The 16,361-nt window shown below is 58.0% G+C and carries 15 protein-coding genes and 1 pseudogene; 6 read left to right on the forward strand and 10 right to left on the reverse strand.

Going from position 1 to position 16,361, the window contains the following annotated elements; genetic code table 11:
- Positions 1-17 precede the first annotated feature (17 nt).
- Together KW829_RS20555 and KW829_RS20560 are read right to left on the reverse strand one after the other, a co-directional pair.
- A complete protein-coding gene (locus KW829_RS20555) occupies positions 18-1,343 on the reverse strand; it encodes a PTS cellobiose transporter subunit IIC (protein ID WP_010426512.1) in 1,326 nt (441 codons plus the stop codon).
- An 11-nt stretch (positions 1,344-1,354) separates the two neighbouring features.
- Entirely contained in the window at positions 1,355-1,669 is a 315-nt protein-coding gene (locus tag KW829_RS20560; protein WP_010426508.1) for a PTS sugar transporter subunit IIB, read from the reverse strand.
- 293 nt (positions 1,670-1,962) lie between these two features.
- Between KW829_RS20560 and KW829_RS20565 the strand changes: the two genes are divergently transcribed.
- Positions 1,963-2,913: a LacI family DNA-binding transcriptional regulator gene (locus tag KW829_RS20565; RefSeq protein WP_063957966.1), complete on the forward strand. Its 951-nt coding sequence runs from the start codon at positions 1,963-1,965 to the stop codon at positions 2,911-2,913.
- Between the two features lie 48 nt (positions 2,914-2,961).
- On the opposite strand, the gene KW829_RS20570 is transcribed toward KW829_RS20565, so the two are convergent.
- From KW829_RS20570 to KW829_RS20590, 5 genes are all read right to left on the reverse strand, one after another.
- On the reverse strand, positions 2,962-3,258 hold the full coding sequence (locus KW829_RS20570; RefSeq protein ID WP_010426504.1) for a YicS family protein: 297 nt from the start codon (positions 3,256-3,258) through the stop codon (positions 2,962-2,964).
- Positions 3,259-3,378: 120 nt separating this feature from the next.
- Positions 3,379-4,743, reverse strand: coding sequence for an efflux transporter outer membrane subunit (locus tag KW829_RS20575; protein ID WP_218308944.1), 1,365 nt, complete (start codon positions 4,741-4,743; stop codon positions 3,379-3,381).
- On the reverse strand, positions 4,743-7,853 hold the full coding sequence (locus KW829_RS20580) for an efflux RND transporter permease subunit (RefSeq protein WP_218308946.1): 3,111 nt from the start codon (positions 7,851-7,853) through the stop codon (positions 4,743-4,745). The genes KW829_RS20575 and KW829_RS20580 overlap by 1 nt, the downstream gene beginning before the upstream one ends.
- Positions 7,853-8,974 carry an efflux RND transporter periplasmic adaptor subunit gene (locus KW829_RS20585; protein WP_029484915.1) on the reverse strand — a complete coding sequence of 374 codons (1,122 nt, stop codon included), beginning with the start codon at positions 8,972-8,974 and terminating at the stop codon, positions 7,853-7,855. The genes KW829_RS20580 and KW829_RS20585 overlap by 1 nt, the downstream gene beginning before the upstream one ends.
- A gap of 148 nt (positions 8,975-9,122) precedes the next feature.
- Positions 9,123-9,692, reverse strand: coding sequence for a TetR/AcrR family transcriptional regulator (locus KW829_RS20590; protein ID WP_010426497.1), 570 nt, complete (start codon positions 9,690-9,692; stop codon positions 9,123-9,125).
- Positions 9,693-9,878: 186 nt separating this feature from the next.
- On the opposite strand from KW829_RS20590, the gene KW829_RS20595 reads away from it, so the two are divergent.
- Positions 9,879-10,298 (forward strand): GNAT family N-acetyltransferase, encoded by a 420-nt coding sequence (locus tag KW829_RS20595; RefSeq protein ID WP_218308949.1) that lies wholly within the window; start codon positions 9,879-9,881, stop codon positions 10,296-10,298.
- Here KW829_RS20595 and KW829_RS20600 read toward each other — a convergent pair.
- Positions 10,295-10,942: a TetR/AcrR family transcriptional regulator gene (locus KW829_RS20600; RefSeq protein WP_218308951.1), complete on the reverse strand. Its 648-nt coding sequence runs from the start codon at positions 10,940-10,942 to the stop codon at positions 10,295-10,297. The genes KW829_RS20595 and KW829_RS20600 overlap by 4 nt on opposite strands.
- Positions 10,943-11,035: 93 nt before the next feature.
- Here KW829_RS20600 and KW829_RS20605 point away from each other — a divergent pair, with 93 nt between their 5' ends.
- The 4 genes and pseudogenes from KW829_RS20605 to KW829_RS22970 all read left to right on the forward strand — a co-directional run bounded on the left by KW829_RS20605 (position 11,036) and on the right by KW829_RS22970 (position 14,054).
- The gene (locus KW829_RS20605; protein ID WP_218308954.1) at positions 11,036-12,520 is read left to right on the forward strand and encodes an MDR family MFS transporter; all 1,485 of its coding nucleotides are present in this window, start codon (positions 11,036-11,038) and stop codon (positions 12,518-12,520) included.
- Positions 12,521-12,708: 188 nt separating this feature from the next.
- The gene (gene nlpA / locus KW829_RS20610; protein ID WP_010426489.1) at positions 12,709-13,509 is read left to right on the forward strand and encodes a lipoprotein NlpA; all 801 of its coding nucleotides are present in this window, start codon (positions 12,709-12,711) and stop codon (positions 13,507-13,509) included.
- A gap of 95 nt (positions 13,510-13,604) precedes the next feature.
- A pseudogene (locus KW829_RS20615) lies at positions 13,605-13,907 on the forward strand (MBL fold metallo-hydrolase); the annotation flags it as partial.
- Between the two features lie 21 nt (positions 13,908-13,928).
- On the forward strand, positions 13,929-14,054 hold the full coding sequence (locus tag KW829_RS22970) for an AraC family transcriptional regulator (RefSeq protein WP_256350693.1): 126 nt from the start codon (positions 13,929-13,931) through the stop codon (positions 14,052-14,054).
- 28 nt (positions 14,055-14,082) lie between these two features.
- Here KW829_RS22970 and KW829_RS20620 read toward each other — a convergent pair whose 3' ends face one another.
- Both KW829_RS20620 and KW829_RS20625 read right to left on the reverse strand, forming a co-directional pair.
- A complete protein-coding gene (locus tag KW829_RS20620) occupies positions 14,083-15,171 on the reverse strand; it encodes an AAA family ATPase (protein WP_218308957.1) in 1,089 nt (362 codons plus the stop codon).
- A 146-nt stretch (positions 15,172-15,317) separates the two neighbouring features.
- Positions 15,318-16,277, reverse strand: coding sequence for a DUF523 and DUF1722 domain-containing protein (locus KW829_RS20625; RefSeq protein WP_010426475.1), 960 nt, complete (start codon positions 16,275-16,277; stop codon positions 15,318-15,320).
- Between the last annotated feature and the right edge of the window lie 84 nt (positions 16,278-16,361).

Below are 16,361 nucleotides of genomic sequence, written 5' to 3' on the forward strand. Positions count from 1 at the left end.
GACTCTTCCTCTTTGACTTAATTGCTGGCGGCTTCAGCGTTACCGACGGTCGCCTGAGCTTTCTGCTCTTCGTTTTTGATGAGCGTACGCTCATAGGCGCGCAGGAATGGCAGGTACATCAGCGCGGACATCACCATACAGACCAGGCACATCACCACCGGACTGAGCGCCCAGTTCGCCGCCCATGACGCACCAATCGGTGCAGGGGTGGTCCACGGGGTTAACGAGACGACCTGTGCCAGCCAGCCGAGCTTGGTTGCGCCGTACGCCAGGCAGGCGTTGACCAGCGGAACGAACACGAACGGGATAAACAGCATCGGGTTCATGATGATCGGCGCGCCGAATAGAATCGGTTCGTTGATGTTAAAGAAGCTTGGCACCACGCCCATTTTGCCGATGGTGCGCAGATGGGTCACGCGGCTGCGCAGCAGCAGGAATGCCAGCGGTAGCGTGGAGCCTACGCCGCCAATCAGCAGGTAGTGATCCCAGAAGCCCTGCAGGTAAACGTGCGGCAGCGCCGCGCCAGCCGCCAGCGCCGCCTGGTTTGCGGAGAGGTTAGCCATCCAGAACGGGTTCATAATGCCGGTGACAATCAGCGAGCCGTGGATACCCGCAAACCAGAAGATCTGGCACAGCAGCACGGAGAGCAGAATGGCGGGCAGGGAGTCAGAGGCGGACACCAGTGGTTCCAGCAGGTGCATGATCGCCTGGGGAATGATCATTCCGGTCTGCGCTTCAATGAACAGGTTCAGCGGGTGCAGCGTGCCGATCACCACCATCACCGGGATCAGGATCTCAAACGAACGCGCCACGCCGGTCGGGACTTCTTTCGGCAGGCGAATGGTCACGTTGTTCTGCTTCAGCCACGCGTAAACGCGGGTGGCGTAAATTGCGGTGATCAGCGCGGTGAAGATGCCCTGACCGGAGAGATACTGGGTCGAGATTTTGCCGTCGGCATAGGGTGCGGCGACCAGCAGGAAGGCCATAAAGGCCAGCAGGCCGGACATCACCGGGTCGAGGTTGAACTGACGCCCCAGGCTTGCCCCAATCCCCACCGAGATGAAGAAGGTCATGACGCCCATGCTGAGGTTAAACGGCAGCATCAGCTGCTCGCGATAGGTCTGGGAGAAATCCAGCCAGCCGCGGGCAAAGCTGTTGGTGGTATCCGCCGAAAACGGCGGGAAGATGAACACCAGCATAAACGAGCCGATGATCATAAACGGCAGCGCGGCGGTAAATCCGTCGCGTATTGCAATCACATACTTTTGCTGACCCAGCTTCGCGGCCAGCGGGGTAATTGACTGCTCAATCACCGCGACCATGGATTGATATAACGAACTCATGTGAACACCTTTTAGTGTGCCGCTTCGATGAGCGACAGAGCATAGTCCAGTACTTTATCGCCACGCTGCATGCCGTAGTCCATCATGTCGATGGGCTGTACCGGAATGCCTTGCGTCGCCGCCTTGTCTGAGAGTGTCTTTAACATGTATTTCACTTGCGGTCCGAGAAGGACAACCTGGTATTGCGGAAACTGCGTATCAAATTCGGAAACACCGTACGCATCAATCTTCACCGGCAAACCACGTTCTTTCGCGACATCGACCATTTTGCTGACCAACAGGCTGGTGGACATCCCGGCAGAGCAGCACAGCATAATCTTGAACATCGACAACCATCCTCTAAATGTAAAAAGTTATTGCGGAGATGATTGGACATCATACGGAAACCGGTTTCCATTTATAAAAGACAGAAGTGTGACAACCATCAAGAAGCTGTGCTTATGGGGCTTATTACCACGATCTGCATCACGGAATTTGGCTGTTGTGACGTCATTTTGAGTGGAAACGGAAAATCGGTTTCCATGAAAAACGGAAACGGATATACTCCGTTCTGGCTATAATGTGAGCCGTAGCGGTAATGGAATTTGCAGGCGTGAAGTTGGCCTGCCAGGGGAGAGAGATGTCTACAATCAACGATGTATCACGTCTGGCCGGGGTGTCCAAAGCCACGGTATCACGGGTGTTGAGCGGGTCACGCGGCGTGAAGGAAGCCAGCCGTCAGGCCGTTCTGAAAGCGGTGGATGAGCTGAATTATCGTCCTAACGTGATTGCACAATCACTGCTAAGCCAGTCGACGGGCTGTATTGGCGTGATTTGCGCGCAGGAAAACATTAACCAGACCACCGGTTATCTCTACGCGCTGGAGAAACAGCTCAGCCAGCATCAAAAACATCTGCTGCTGCGCTTCGCGCATAGCAAAGCGGAAGTGATGCACGCCCTTGAAGAACTCTCCTGCGGGCTCTGTGATGATATCCTGGTGATTGGCGCCCGTTTTCCGCTGGACGTGGATATGGAAAACGTCATTCTGGTCGACTGTATGGAGTCTGATAACGCCAACAGCATCCAGTTCGATCATGCGTTTGCCGCCGAAACCGCCTGTAACTACCTCACCAGCCAGGGGCGTCGCCAGATTGCGCTGATCCACCCGCACGGCAGCGGTTTTGCCGACCAGGTGCTGCTCGGCTACAAGCATGCGCTGGAGAAAAATTTCCTGCCCTTTAATCGCAACCTGGTCTTTATGGATGCCACCTCCTCATCCGTTGCGCTGCAGGAGCTGCTGAACAACGCCAGCACCCTGAATTTCAACGCGCTGCTGGTGGCGGACGAGCAGGAAGCCCAGCGGGTGATCCCGCAGCTGCAGGCGTTTAACAAATCGGTGCCGGACGACATCATGGTCTTCAGCCTGGGCGGATCGCTGCATCTGCCGGGTATTCCGGTGATCCCGGCGATTGAATATTCCATGGACGCCATGGCGGCGCGGATTGTGAGCTGGCTGACGGAGAAAACGCAGATGCTGGGGTCGTACGTGCTGCGAGGGGATTTAATTATTCCGGACGTGCGGAAACGTTAAACGTGTGATGTAGGCCGGGTAAGCGCAGCGCCACCCGGCGAGCAGCATTCAATAGTCTTCCATGCAATCCACCTGACTGACGGCATCCCAGTAGGCGTCCAGATTGTCGCGCTTCACGGCGGTGATGGCGTTTTTGATCAGCAGCTGGTTGGCCTCCGACGACAAAATCATTGCCTGCCAGGCCTTATCGCTCTGCTTTTTCTGTGGCGTGCAGGTTTTCTTCACATCTTTCAGAACCTGCTGTTTTATCTGGGCATCTTTCGCCGGATCGTCCTTCTCCTGAGCGTGGACAAACGCGGCGAACAACAGGCAAACGAGCAGGCAAACCAGGTGCGCAGCTTTCATCGAAATCTCCAGTTAACGTCACATGCTTCCCATGAAATATATCGTTACATTCAGTGTAGCGATTCCAGCCGAAAGTATGATTTTCTCTTTTCTGCGCATGAGAATCGCCCACCGATGAGGTTACTGGATCCCGCCGCCCAGCGACTGCCACAGTGTGATGCGGTTTTCCAGGTCGGTTTGCTGCAGCGCAATCAGCGATTCCTGCGCCGACCACAGCGACCGCTGCGCGGTAAGCACCGTCAGATAATCCCCCGCGCCTGCCTTATAGCTGCGCGTTGCCACATCCAGCGTTTTTTGCTCCGCCGCCACGTATTCGCGCTGGGCATCCAGCTGCTCGCCCAGGGTTTCACGCCGCGCCAGCGCGTCGGCCACGTCCTTAAACGCGCTCTGGATGGCTTTCTCGTAGGTGGCAATCAGTCCCTTCTTCTCCGCTTCCGCGTAGCGCAGCTGGGCCAGGTTGTTCCCGCCGCTAAACAGCGGCAGGGTGATGGACGGTGCAAACGACCAGACCTTCATCCCGTGGCTGAACAGGGAGGAGAGCGAATCGCTGCCGACGCCCGCGCTGGCGGTGAGCGAGATGGTCGGGAAGAAGTTGGCGCGCGCCGCGCCGATGTTGGCGTTGGCGCTCAGCAGGTTATGCTCGGCCTCCTGAATATCCGGGCGACGCAGCAGCGCGCTGGAGCTGACGCCCGCCGGGATCAGCGTGATGGCATTATCGCTCAGGCTCTCCAGCGTGCCGGGCAGCAGGTTCTCCGGCACCGTATCGCCCGCCAGCAGATTAAGGGCGTTTTTGTCCTGCATCACCAGCGTCTGGTAGCTCGCCACGCTGGCGCGCGCCTGCTGGTAAACCGCCATCGCTTCACTGACGTCCGTTGCCGCCGCCACGCCCACCTCACGCTGGCGCTTCACAATCTTGAGCGAGTTCGCCGCGCTCTCCATTGTGGATTTCGCCAGCGCCAGGTTGCTGTTATCCGCCGCCAGCGTCACCCAGGCCGTGGTCAGCTCGCTAACCATCGTCAGGCGCGTATTCTGCGCGGTGAATTCGCTGGCAAGCCATGTTTCACGCGCGGCGCGGGAGAGGCTCTGGTTGCGGCCAAACAGATCCAGCTCGAAGCTGGAGACCGCGCCGTTGGCTTCGTCGCTGGTGGTCACGCCACTTGCCAGCGTGCGGCTGCGGGTGTGGCTCAGCTCGGCGTCTACCGTCGGGAACAGGGACGAGCGCGTTTCACCGTACTGGGCGCGGGCGGCGTCGATATCCGCAATCGCTTTTTGCACGTCACGGTTGCTGTTAAGCGCCATCGTCACCACGCTTTTCAGCCGCGCGTCGTTCATCACCTGCTGCCACTGGCTCACCACGGCGGTGGCTTCGCCGTGCGCGCCGGGTAAGGTTGCCGGGACGGGGGCGTCCGGGCGTTGATACGTTGGGTCTAACGACACACAGCCTGCGCTCAGCAGGGCTAACGCTAAAATAGATACACGAAACATTATGACCTCCGGTTTGCGTGCTTACCGGAGAACAGACGTTTCACCAGTACAAAGAATAAGGGGACGAAGAAGATCGCCAGCAGCGTTGCGGCCAGCGTCCCACCGATAATGCCGGTACCAATTGCCACGCGGCTGTTGGCACCTGCCCCGGTTGCCACGGCCAGCGGCGTAACCCCTGCGATAAACGCCAGCGAGGTCATGATGATCGGACGCAGACGCGTCTGAGCGGCACGCAGCGCGGCGCGCGTCAGGGAGTATCCTTCCGCGACTTTGGCTTCGGCAAATTCCACAATCAGGATGGCGTTCTTCGACGACAGGCCGATGGTGGTCAGCAGCGCCACCTGGAAGTAGACATCGTTGTTCAGGCCGCGCAGGGAGGCGGCGACGGCTGCGCCCAGCACGCCAAGCGGGATCACCATGATGACCGAAATCGGTACTGACCAGCTCTCATACAGCGCTGCCAGGCACAGGAACACCACGAGAATGGAAAGGGCATAAAGGCTCATCGCCTGACCGCTCGCCAGTTTTTCCTGCAACGACAAACCGCTCCACGCCCAGGTGCTGCCGGACGGCAGGCTGTTTGCCAACTGCTCCATTTTGCTCATCGCCGTGCCGGAGCTGGCGCCGCTGGCGTTTTCGCCCTGAATCTCATACGCCGCCGAGCCGTTGTAGCGTACCAGGCTTTCCGGGCCGTACTCCCAGCGGGTGGTGGCGAACGCGGAGAACGGGGTCATGGTGCTGTCGCTGCCGCGCACATACCATTTGTTGAGATCCGACGGCACGGCGCGATAGTCGCTGTCGCCCTGGATGTAGACCTTTTTCACTCGGCCGCGATCGATAAAGTCGTTCACGTAGGTCCCGCCCCAGGCGCTGGAGAGGGTGTCGGTGACGTCGCTCAGGGACAGCCCCAGCGACACGGCCTTGTTGTTGTCGATATCAACCTGAAGCTGCGGCATCTGCGGCAGATCGTTGGCGCGCACGGCGTGCAGCGAGCTGTCCTGGTTGGCTTGACCAATCAGCTGGTTACGCAGTTTCAACAGCGCGTCGCGGTCGGTGCCGCCGCTGGCCATCAGCTCAAAGGTAAAGCCGTTGCTCTGGCCCAGACCGTCCACCGCAGGCGGCGTCATGGCAAAGATGGTCGCATCGCGGATGGTGCTCAGCTCCTGCGTGGCGCGCAGGGCGATGGCCTGAGCGGTATTCTCATCGCCTTTACGCTCTGACCAGTTTTTCAGGGAGACAAACGCCATCCCGGCGTTCTGGCCGCTGCCGCTGAAGCTGAAGCCTTCAATGGTGAAGATCACGTTGGTGTTGGCTTTCTCTTTGGTGAGGAACCACTCGCGCACCTGGCGGCTGACGTCGGCGGTACGCACCGTCGTCGCGCCGGCTGGCAGGGTGTACTGCACCATGATTTCGCCCTGGTCTTCCGTTGGCAGGAAGCTGCCCGGCAGCTTAAGCATGGCGAAGCCCATCGCGCCACAGAGCAGGGCGTAGATGACCAGCATGCCGCCGGAGCGGCGCAGGGCCCGCAGCACCTTGTTCTGATAGCCATGCTCGGTCCTGCTGTAGAAGCGGTTAAACGCGCCGAAGAAACCTTTCTTGTGCGGAGCCGTGTGGCTCAGAATTGAGCCGCAGAGCGCGGGCGTCAGGGTCAACGCCACCACCACGGAGAGGAACATCGCCGAAATGATGGTGACCGAGAACTGACGGTAAATCACCCCGGTGGAGCCGCCGAAGAAGGCCATCGGCAGGAATACCGCAGAGAGCACCAGCGCAATGGCGATCAGCGCACCGGAGATTTCGCCCATCGATTTTTCGGTGGCTTCGCGGGCGGGAAGGCCTTCGTCGCGCATAATACGCTCGACGTTTTCCACCACCACGATGGCGTCATCCACCAAAAGCCCAATCGCCAGCACCATCGCAAACAGCGTCAGGGTATTGATGGAGTAGCCGAACAGCGCCAGCACGCCGAAGGTGCCCAGCAGAACAACAGGCACCGCCAGCGCCGGGATCAGCGTCGCGCGGATGTTTTGCAGGAACAGGTACATCACCACCACCACGAGGATAATGGCTTCGAACAGGGTCTGAATCACGTCCTCAACGGAGATCTTAATGAACTCTGTGCTGTCTTTCGGGTAGGCCACGTCGTAGCCTTCCGGCATCGACTTTTTGAACTCAGCAATCTTGTCTTTTACCGCCGTCGCAGTGTTGAGCGCGTTCGCACCCGGTGAAAGCATGACCGCCATACCCGCCGCCGGGTGGCCGTTGAGCTTCGCGGTGGCGGTATAATCTTCGCTGCCCATCTCCACGCGGGCGACGTCGCTGATGCGCACGACCGCGCCGTTGGACTGGCTCTTCACAATGATGTTTTTAAACTGATCCACCGTCTGCAGGCGCGACTGGGCGCGGACGGTGGCGGTCAACTGCTGGGCGTTTGACGAAGGCAGTGCGCCGATTTTACCGGCGGAAACCTGCACGTTCTGGGCTTCAATCGCGCTCTGCACGTCGGACGGCATCAGCGAGTAGGACGCCAGCTTCGCCGGGTCGAGCCAGATGCGCATGGCGTATTCCGCACCGAACACCTGCAGGCTGCCAACGCCCTCCACGCGCGCCAGCGGATCCTGCATATTGCTCACCAGCCAGTCGGCGATATCCGAGCTGCTGGCGGTGTCGGTTTTATCGTACACGCCCATGATCAGCAGGAAGTTGCTCTGCGATTTCTCGACGGTAATGCCGGATTGCTGCACCTCGGTCGGCAGGCGAGATTCCGCCTGCTGAACCTTGTTCTGCACCTGTACCTGCGCGGTGTCAGGGTCGGTTCCCTGCTCGAAGGTGACGTTGATGCTTACTGACCCGTCCGAGCTGCTGGTGGAGGTGAAGTAGAGCAAGTTATCCAGCCCGGTGAGCTGCTGCTCGATCACCTGCGTCACGCTGTTTTCCAGCGTCTGCGCGGAGGCACCGGTGTAGGTGGCGGAGATCTTGATCGACGGCGGGGCGACGTCCGGGTACTGCGCGACCGGCAGCGAGCGGATAGCGAGCATCCCGGCGAGCATGATAAGAATGGCGATAACCCAGGCAAAGACCGGGCGACGCACGAAGAAACGGGAAAACATCAGGCGTTTCCTCCACTGGCTTTCATCTCTTCGGCTTTCACTTCCTGCCCGGCGGTCACCTTGTCGGTGCCTTCCACAATCAGCTTATCGCCCGCCTTCAGGCCGCTCAGCACCAGCCATTTGTCGCCGTAGGTGTCGCCCGTCTCCAGCTGACGCTGCTCGACCTTGTTGCTGGCATTCACCACCAGCGCGGTAGCGGTGCCTTTGGCATCGCGGGTGATGCCCTGCTGCGGTGCCAGGATCGCGTCGTTCATGATGCCTTCATCCACTCTGGCGCGGACAAACATCCCCGGCAGGAGCTGATGCTGCGGGTTCGGGAAGACGGCGCGCAGCGTGACGGAGCCGGTTGATTCATCCACCGCCACTTCGGTTAACGCCAGGCGGCCTTTTTCACCGTAGGTGCTGCCGTCTTCGAGGATTAACGACACGCTTAGCGTATCGCTATTGGTGGCAAGGGTTTGCTTGCGTAAACGCAGCAGATCGGCGCTGGAACGTGTGAGATCGACGTACATGCTGTCGAGCCCGCGAATGGTGGCGAGGGCGGTATCCTGCTGAGCGGTCACCAGCGCGCCGGGGGTGACGGAGGAGATGCCGATACGTCCGGCAATCGGTGCGGTCACGGTGGTCCAGTTGAGGTTAATGCGCGCGCTTTCCTGCGCGGCCTTCTTTGACTCGACGCTGGCCTTGTCCTGTGCGCAGGTGGACTTCGCGTCCTCTGCATCCTGACGTGACACGCCGTCATCTTTCACCAGCTGCGCATAGCGCTGGGCCTTCTGGCAGTCGGCCTGCACCAGCGCCTGCGCCTGCTTTAGCGCCGCGGCGGCTTCATCGTAGGCGGCGCGGTAGCTGGAAGGGTCAATTTGATACAACGCCTGTCCGGCCTTGACCGTATCGCCTTCGGTGAACAGCCGCTTCTGGATAATGCCGCCTACCTGCGGGCGCACTTCGGCGCTCATGGCGGCGGTGGTACGGCCCGTCAGCTCGCTGACGACGGAAACAGGCTGGCTCATGAGCGTGACAATCCCCACATCCGGAAGAGGACGCTGGGGAGCAGATGTTTGCGCATTATCGCACCCTGTCAGGAGGAGTAATGCCGCGATGGAGGTTGTTATGGTTTTCATAATCTTTTTCCAGGGTGAACGATGCCTGCCCTGTTAATCGCTTAACAGGGAGGAGGGCTATTTAAAGGCACAGCGATACCGCATCTCTGGCTGAGCCAGAAATGTAAAAAAGGGGAATTACTTATTCCCGCTAATTATTCATATGCGATTACTTCGCAGAGAAAAGCATATTTAAAATATCCTGATAAAGAGGTTCTAATTGTTCTGACGGTACTTTTAACGGCGCGAGTCGACGGTAAATCGTTCCTTCGATCATCACGGCGGTAATCTCCACGCAGCAGCGAATATGCTCATCGCTCAGGTGGGGGAACTGCTTTTTCAGGTGCGCGCAGGCGTTGGTGAACATGCGCGATTCGGCTTCGATCAGCATGGCAGCAACCTGAGGATTACGCGTGGCCTCGGCGGACATTTCCAGCATCAGCGCATCGTCATCCTCGTTGAGCGTTTGCCGCCAGGCGAGAGCCTGCGGCATCCCTTCAACCAGCGTTTTGCCCTGCATCTCCTCGATGCGCGAGTCGATGATGCGGCGGATCATCTCTTCGATAATCGCGTCTTTGTTGCTGAAATAACGGTAAATTTGTCCGACGCTGAGCTTTGCCTCGCTGGCAATCTGCGACATGCTGGCGGCGTGAAACCCGCTGGCGCGAAAGCAGCGGCGCGCGGCGGTGATGATCTCGTCCTGGCGCAATTTTTGTCGTTCTTCCAGCTTTGTGCTCATCGTCGGCTACCGTGTAAAAGTGAGAATGATCGTTCTCATTATACGTTTTAGGTGCGTATTGGAAAGGCTTTTTTTATTTTCATATTGAATGAATATTTCCTGGATTAAACAATGGAGGAAATAAGGAGTTTTTATGAAGGTTAAGCTGTGAGATATTCAGATTGCGCTGAAAATAAGGAGAACAATATGCAGTTGAGCATTACTAAAAAAGTTACATCCGAAGAGAAAGAAGAGTTATTAACGGGGCTGAGAGCCTATAACGGGCAGTTTTTAGATCTGGCGAACTTCAGCGGGGATATTGGCGTTTACGTGCGGGACGAAAAAGGGATCATGCTCGGCGGGCTAATTGGGGTGCGTAAAGGCGACTGGTTAAATATTGATTTTCTGTGGGTCAGCGATAGCGTGCGCGGTTCCGGCGTCGGCAGCGAGCTCATCAAAACGGCAGAAGATGAAGCCCGACGCCAGGGCTGCAAGCACGCGCTGGTCGATACCGCCAGCTTCCAGGCACGCCCGTTCTATGAAAAGCAGGGCTACCGGCTGCAAATGTCTTTGCAGGATTACCCCTATGCAGGCATGCAGCGCCACTATCTGGCAAAGGCGCTTTAACCGCCGATCCCGGTGCCGATTACGGCAAGCGCATGACGGACAATGATTTCCGGCGAGAGGGATTTTAGCCTCTCGTCATTGCGCATGCGTGAGAACGGCACCAGCACCAGGCTCAGCAAGGTGGTAAACAGCAGCTCCGGTGCCAGCGCCTGATTCAGCTTCCCTTCCTGCTGCCAGCCTTTGAGGGTGGCAAGCGTCGCCTGATACTTCTTGTCACCAAACCGCGCCTGAAGATGGGTGCGCAGGACCGGCATTTCGCCAATCACCTCCTGCATCCACAGCGGTGCAAACCAGGGATACTGTTCCGCCAGTTCGGCCAGCACCTTAACCATTTCCGTCAGGGCGTTCACCGGCGAATCCCGGTTATCGGCGAAAATCGTCCCGATCCGCTCGCGTAACGGCAGGAAACGCTCCTCAATCATCGCATCCAGCAGTTGCTCTCGGGAGTTGAAGTAATAGTGCAGCATCGCGGGCGTGACGCCCGCCTCTTTGGCAATGGCGTTGAGTGAGGTATTGGCGATCCCCTGACGGGAAAAGAGGTTCAGGGCGATATCCAGCAGCTCTTCGCGGCTGGCGGTGACGCGTTTACCCCCGCGAGGGCGGCCGGGGCGACGCGGTTCAGAATTGTCTTTTAATGCTGGCATGACCACGGTGCCTCTTGATCTTATTCATCACTTCCACAAATATTAATTATGCGATTAATTAATTTCAAGCGATCTCTTATGGAATCCGACGTCATGAACCCACCCGCGCAAAAAGCGCCGTCGATTAAGCTGCTGTTCAGCGCGCTGCTGCTGGTGATGCTGCTTTCTGCGCTTGATCAAACCATCGTCTCTACGGCGCTGCCTACCATTGTCGGTGAGCTGGGCGGCCTGGATAAGCTCTCCTGGGTAGTGACGGCCTATATCCTCAGCTCCACCATCGTGGTGCCGCTGTACGGTAAATTCGGCGATCTGTTTGGTCGCAAAATTGTCCTGCAAATCGCCATTGTGCTGTTCCTCGTGGGCTCCGCGCTGTGCGGGCTGGCGCAAAACATGACCCAGCTGGTGCTGATGCGAGCCCTGCAGGGGCTGGGCGGCGGCGGCCTGATGGTGATTAGCATGGCCGCCGTGGCGGACGTGATCCCGCCAGCCGATCGCGGGCGCTATCAGGGGCTGTTTGGCGGTGTGTTTGGCCTGGCGACGGTCATCGGGCCGCTGATCGGCGGGTTTATCGTCCAGCACGCATCCTGGCGCTGGATTTTCTACATCAACCTGCCGCTGGGGCTGTTTGCGCTGCTGGTAATAGGCGCGGTATTTCACGGCAGCGCGCGGCGCAGCAAGCACGAGATTGACTATCTGGGGGCGATTTACCTCAGCATGGCGCTGCTGTGCATCATCCTGTTTACCACCGAAGGCGGCACCGTTCGCCCGTGGAGCGACCCGCAGCTGTGGTGCATTCTGGCCTTTGGCCTGACGGGCATTGCCGGGTTTATCTATGAGGAGCGGCTGGCGTGGGAGCCGATTATTCCGCTGTCGCTGTTCCGCGACCGCAGCTTCCTGCTCTGCAGCCTGATTGGCTTTATCATCGGCATGTCGCTGTTTGGCTCAGTGACCTTCCTGCCGCTGTACCTGCAGGTGGTGAAAGACGCCACGCCAACGCAGGCCGGTTTGCAGCTCATTCCGCTAATGGGCGGGCTGCTGCTGACCTCGATTATCAGCGGGCGGATCATCAGCCGTACCGGGAAATATCGCCTGTTCCCGATCCTCGGCACGCTGCTCGGCGTGGTGGGGATGTTTTTACTGACGCGCATTTCAATCACGTCGCCAACCTGGCAGCTTTATCTGTTCACCAGCGTGCTGGGCATGGGGCTGGGACTGGTGATGCAGGTGCTGGTGCTGGCGGTGCAAAACAGCGTGTCGGCGGATCAATACGGCGTAGCCACCTCTGGCGTCACGCTCTTCCGTTCCATTGGCGGGGCCATTGGCGTTGCGCTGTTTGGCGCGGTATTCACGAATATTCTGCAATCGGGGCTGATGGACAGCCTTCCGGAAGGCGCGGAACTGCCGCGCGAGCTGAACCCGACCGCCATCCACCATCTGCCTGACGCTCTGAGGCTGGACTACCTTGATGCCTTCGGCTCGGCCATTCATGCGGTATTCCTGCTGGCGGCAGGGATTATGGTGCTGGCGTTTGCGCTGTCGTGGTTTTTACAGGAAGCACCGCTGCGTCGGCAGGCGTGATGCCCATCGCCCGGTGGCGCTTTGCTTACCGGGCCTACAACACCTCCGCGCGTAGGCCGGGTAAGCGCAGCGCCACCCGGCAATAGGCCGCATATAACTTATCCTTCTTATTGATTCCTTTTCGTTTTTTAGCGCGCCGTCGCGTTGTCGATATAGTCTTCAAAACGTCTAACAAAAGGAACTGTCTCGTGAAACTTCGACTGGGTGCGCTTCTCCTGACTGGCCTGCTGCTCGCGGGCTGTGACCAAAGCAGCAATGATGCCAAACACATTAAGGTCGGCGTGATTAACGGTGCCGAGCAGGACGTGGCGGAGGTCGCTAAAAAGGTGGCAAAAGAGAAATACGGTCTGGACGTGGAGCTGGTGGGCTTTAGCGGATCGCTGCTGCCCAACGATGCCACTAACCAGGGGGAGCTGGATGCCAACGTCTTCCAGCACCGCCCGTTCCTCGCAGAAGATAACAAGGCGCACGGCTACAAGCTGGTTGCCGTTGCAAACACCTTCGTTTTCCCGATGGCTGGCTATTCCCGCAAGATTAAATCGGTGAATGAACTGAAAGACGGCGCAACGATTGCCATTCCTAACGACCCAACCAACCTCGGTCGCGCGCTGCTGCTGCTGCAAAAAGAGAAGCTGATTGCCCTGAAGCCGGACGTTGGCCTGCTGCCGACGGCGCTGGATATCACCGCAAACCCTAAAAATCTGAAGATTATGGAGCTGGAAGGCGCGCAGTTGCCGCGCGTGCTGGACGATCCGAAGGTGGATGTCGCCATTATTAGTACCACCTACCTCCAGCAAACCGGCCTGTCGCCGGTTCATGACAGCGTCTTCATTGAAGATAAAAACTCGCCGTATGTGAACATTGTCGTGACGCGTGAAGACAATAAAAATGCGGAAAACGTGAAGGAATTCATACAGTCGTATCAGTCGCCTGAGGTGGCAAAAGCGGCCGAAACGATCTTCAACGGCGGCGCGGTGCCAGGCTGGTAAGTTTGGCCCAATTCCATCGATCATCGCCCTTTAGCCCACATCGTAACGCGTGGTCACGGGCTATTCTCCTTATCACACCCACCGGAGGATAGCCCATGAACATTACTCAGATTCGCAATGCCACTCAGCTGATTACCTACGCGGGAAAACGTTTTTTAGTTGCCCCCATGCTCGCGCCGAAAGGGGCTTACCCCGGTTTCCCGGGCACGGCGCATGCAGATATTCGTAACCCGACCGTTGACCTGCCTGTTGAGGTTACTACGCTGCTCGATGCCGACGCGGTGATTGTCACCCACACGCATGACGATCATTGGGATCAAACCGCCATTGCACAGATCGCCAAAGACAAACCGATTTATGTACAAAACGACAGCGACGCCGCGCTACTGCGCAGCCAGATCCTGCTTGAAGCCGGAAATATGCCGATTGAGCGCGTGGCTGAGCTAGTGGGGTTTAATTCCGCCGTCACCTGGCGACAGCAGTTTAAGGCGCGTTTTGGGGTGAGTCCGGCGGAGTGGCGGAGGACCTTTCGGACTCATTCGTAGGCCGGGTAAGCGCAGCGCCACCCGGCGTTTACCCCAGCCTCTCCACCTTCGTTTCCCCTTCCACCATCGACAGCTGATACAGCGAAAACGATCGCTGTTTCTCAATTAAATTCGCCAGCTCCGGCGAGTGGCTGGTCAGCCAGATCTGCGAGTAGCGGCTGGCCTCTGCGATTAAGCTCGCCAGCGCGGGCAGCATCTGCGGATGCAGGCTGTTTTCCGGTTCGTTCAACGCGATAAAGGCCGGTGGACGCGGGCTTAATAGCGCCACCGCCAGGCACAGAAAACGCAGAGTGCCGTCGGAAAACTCCGCCGGTTCCAGCGGTCTGCTCAGCCCTTCACGCTGCATCATCATGCGAAAACGCCCACCGGTGTTGTCGCTGTAAAACACGCAGCCGGGGAAGGCCTGGTCGAGAATGCGCATCAGCAGCAGCTCGTCGCCAATTTCCACTATGGTCTGAAACGCCGCCGCCAGGTTTGCCCCGTCGCTGGCCAGCACCGGGGAGCGGAAACCGACCTGAGGCGCGCGCATGGCCGAGCCGGATGAGACGGAAAACTCATGGTAAAAGCGCCAGTTACGCAGGGACTCGCGCATCTGCGACACTTCCGGGTAGAGATGCGGCTCGCCAAGCTGGCCGAACACCGATTCGTTTTCGTAAAGCGTGCCGCTGTGGGTCACTTTCTCGTGATGCACGTTATTCAGAAACACTGCCTGATTCCTGCGCTTCATCAGCTGTGACGACGGGCGGCGGTATTGACCACTCAGCCAGATGGACTCTTCTTTGATCACCGGATCGAGTTGAAACTGCGAGGGGTAAGGCAGTTTTTCGACAAAGCCTACCTGCAGCTCGTATTCGTAGGTTTCGGTTTCAACGGCCAAATTCATCCGCCGCAGCTGGTCGCTGCGGGTTTTGCCTGCCCAGAAGACTTTTAAAATCCCACCCTCGTTCGCCAGTGCCTGCGAAAACTGCCCCTGCGCGGCGCTGTGCATCAGGTGGATCGCTTTGTAGATATTTGATTTTCCGGTGCCGTTTGGGCCAAAGACGATGTTGAGCTGTTCCAGCTCCAGTGACATTTCGCGAATCGAGCGGTAGTTTTGAATGTGCAGGGTGGTGATCACAGGCAGTCCCTTTTTTGCGTTACTGGCCTGTATATAATTACAGTATTTTGCGTGGAATGCAAAAAAGAGACGACAGTGAGGATGTCGTCTAAACGGGGTACTGCTTTGGGCCTCTATGGGTCAAACGGGCCTTCGCATTTTTATCGTCAGGTTACTGCCAGACGCAGACCCAAATCATCAGGATAGGGATCAAAGTAGTTTTGCGTCATCAGATACCGGTCAGGATATTCGGCCATATAGTGTTTCAGCAGCGTCAGCGGCGCGAGGATGGGCAGCAGCCCGTCGCGATAGTGCAGGATCACATCGCGCAGTTCGACGCGCTGGCGGCTGTTCAGCTGGTTACGGAAATAGCCCTGAATATGCATTAGCACGTTGGTATGGTTTTTCCGCGAAGCGGGCTTTTTCAGGATCGTCATCAGCTTTTCGCGGTACGCCACGAAGAAAGCGTCCAGATCTTCCCATTCATGCAGCGACGCAACGAACGGGCCAATCTCGCGGTAGCCCGCCTGGTGGTGCGCCAGCAGCTGCAATTTATAGCGGCTGTGGAAATCCAGCAGCGCGCGGCGCGTCAGGCCTTGAGCACGCAGCGTGTTCAGCTCGTGCAGGGCAAATACCCGCTCGATAAAGTTTTCCCGCAGCACTGGGTCGTGCAGCCGACCGTCTTCCTCCACGGGCAGCCACGGGTAGGTTTCAAGCAGGGCGGCGGTGAACAGCCCGACACCCTCCTTGCGGCCCCGGTTGCCGTTTTCATCATACAGCCGCACGCGTTCCATGCCGCAGCTTGGCGATTTCGCGCAGACGATAAATCCCGACAGATCGCCGATTTTTGGCAGATAGTCCGCCGTAAAGTCGGCCATTTTCTGCGTAATATCATCATGGGGCGGCTTGCTGAAGCGGAGCTGCGTTTCGCCGCTGTCCGTCAGCGTCAGGCGTATGGCCGGGCGAGGCGTTGGCAGGCCAATCGCCATTTCCGGGCAGACGGGCCTGAAACTCACCCACTGGGCCAGTTCATCCATGACAAAGCCCATACGCTTGTGTCCGCCGTCAAAGCGAACGGCAGACCCGGTCAAACATCCGCTAATACCGAGCACAGGTTTTGTTGTCATGGTGTGGTCCTCCCGTTCTTCTCTTTAAAACTTACACAACATGACTAATTTGTCCAAGTATTAGCGGAATTATTTTTTATTTTC

The organism is Enterobacter sp. ENT02 (assembly GCF_019219165.1).
Taxonomy (GTDB): Bacteria; Pseudomonadota; Gammaproteobacteria; order Enterobacterales; family Enterobacteriaceae; genus Enterobacter; species Enterobacter mori.

Excerpts from the sequence above, each read along its gene's own strand:
- KW829_RS20555 (WP_010426512.1), bottom strand. The coding sequence starts at position 1,343 with ATGAGTTCGTTATATCAATCCATGGTCGCGGTGATTGAGCAGTCAATT.
- KW829_RS20585 (WP_029484915.1), bottom strand. The coding sequence starts at position 8,974 with ATGAAAACCATAACAACCTCCATCGCGGCATTACTCCTCCTGACAGGG.
- KW829_RS20570 (WP_010426504.1), bottom strand. The coding sequence starts at position 3,258 with ATGAAAGCTGCGCACCTGGTTTGCCTGCTCGTTTGCCTGTTGTTCGCC.
- KW829_RS20625 (WP_010426475.1), bottom strand. The coding sequence starts at position 16,277 with ATGACAACAAAACCTGTGCTCGGTATTAGCGGATGTTTGACCGGGTCT.
- KW829_RS20595 (WP_218308949.1), top strand. The coding sequence starts at position 9,879 with ATGCAGTTGAGCATTACTAAAAAAGTTACATCCGAAGAGAAAGAAGAG.
- KW829_RS20565 (WP_063957966.1), top strand. The coding sequence starts at position 1,963 with ATGTCTACAATCAACGATGTATCACGTCTGGCCGGGGTGTCCAAAGCC.
- KW829_RS20600 (WP_218308951.1), bottom strand. The coding sequence starts at position 10,942 with ATGCCAGCATTAAAAGACAATTCTGAACCGCGTCGCCCCGGCCGCCCT.
- KW829_RS20580 (WP_218308946.1), bottom strand. The coding sequence starts at position 7,853 with ATGTTTTCCCGTTTCTTCGTGCGTCGCCCGGTCTTTGCCTGGGTTATC.
- KW829_RS20605 (WP_218308954.1), top strand. The coding sequence starts at position 11,036 with ATGAACCCACCCGCGCAAAAAGCGCCGTCGATTAAGCTGCTGTTCAGC.
- KW829_RS20590 (WP_010426497.1), bottom strand. The coding sequence starts at position 9,692 with ATGAGCACAAAGCTGGAAGAACGACAAAAATTGCGCCAGGACGAGATC.
- KW829_RS20575 (WP_218308944.1), bottom strand. The coding sequence starts at position 4,743 with ATGTTTCGTGTATCTATTTTAGCGTTAGCCCTGCTGAGCGCAGGCTGT.
- KW829_RS20560 (WP_010426508.1), bottom strand. The coding sequence starts at position 1,669 with ATGTTCAAGATTATGCTGTGCTGCTCTGCCGGGATGTCCACCAGCCTG.
- KW829_RS22970 (WP_256350693.1), top strand. The coding sequence starts at position 13,929 with ATGCCGATTGAGCGCGTGGCTGAGCTAGTGGGGTTTAATTCCGCCGTC.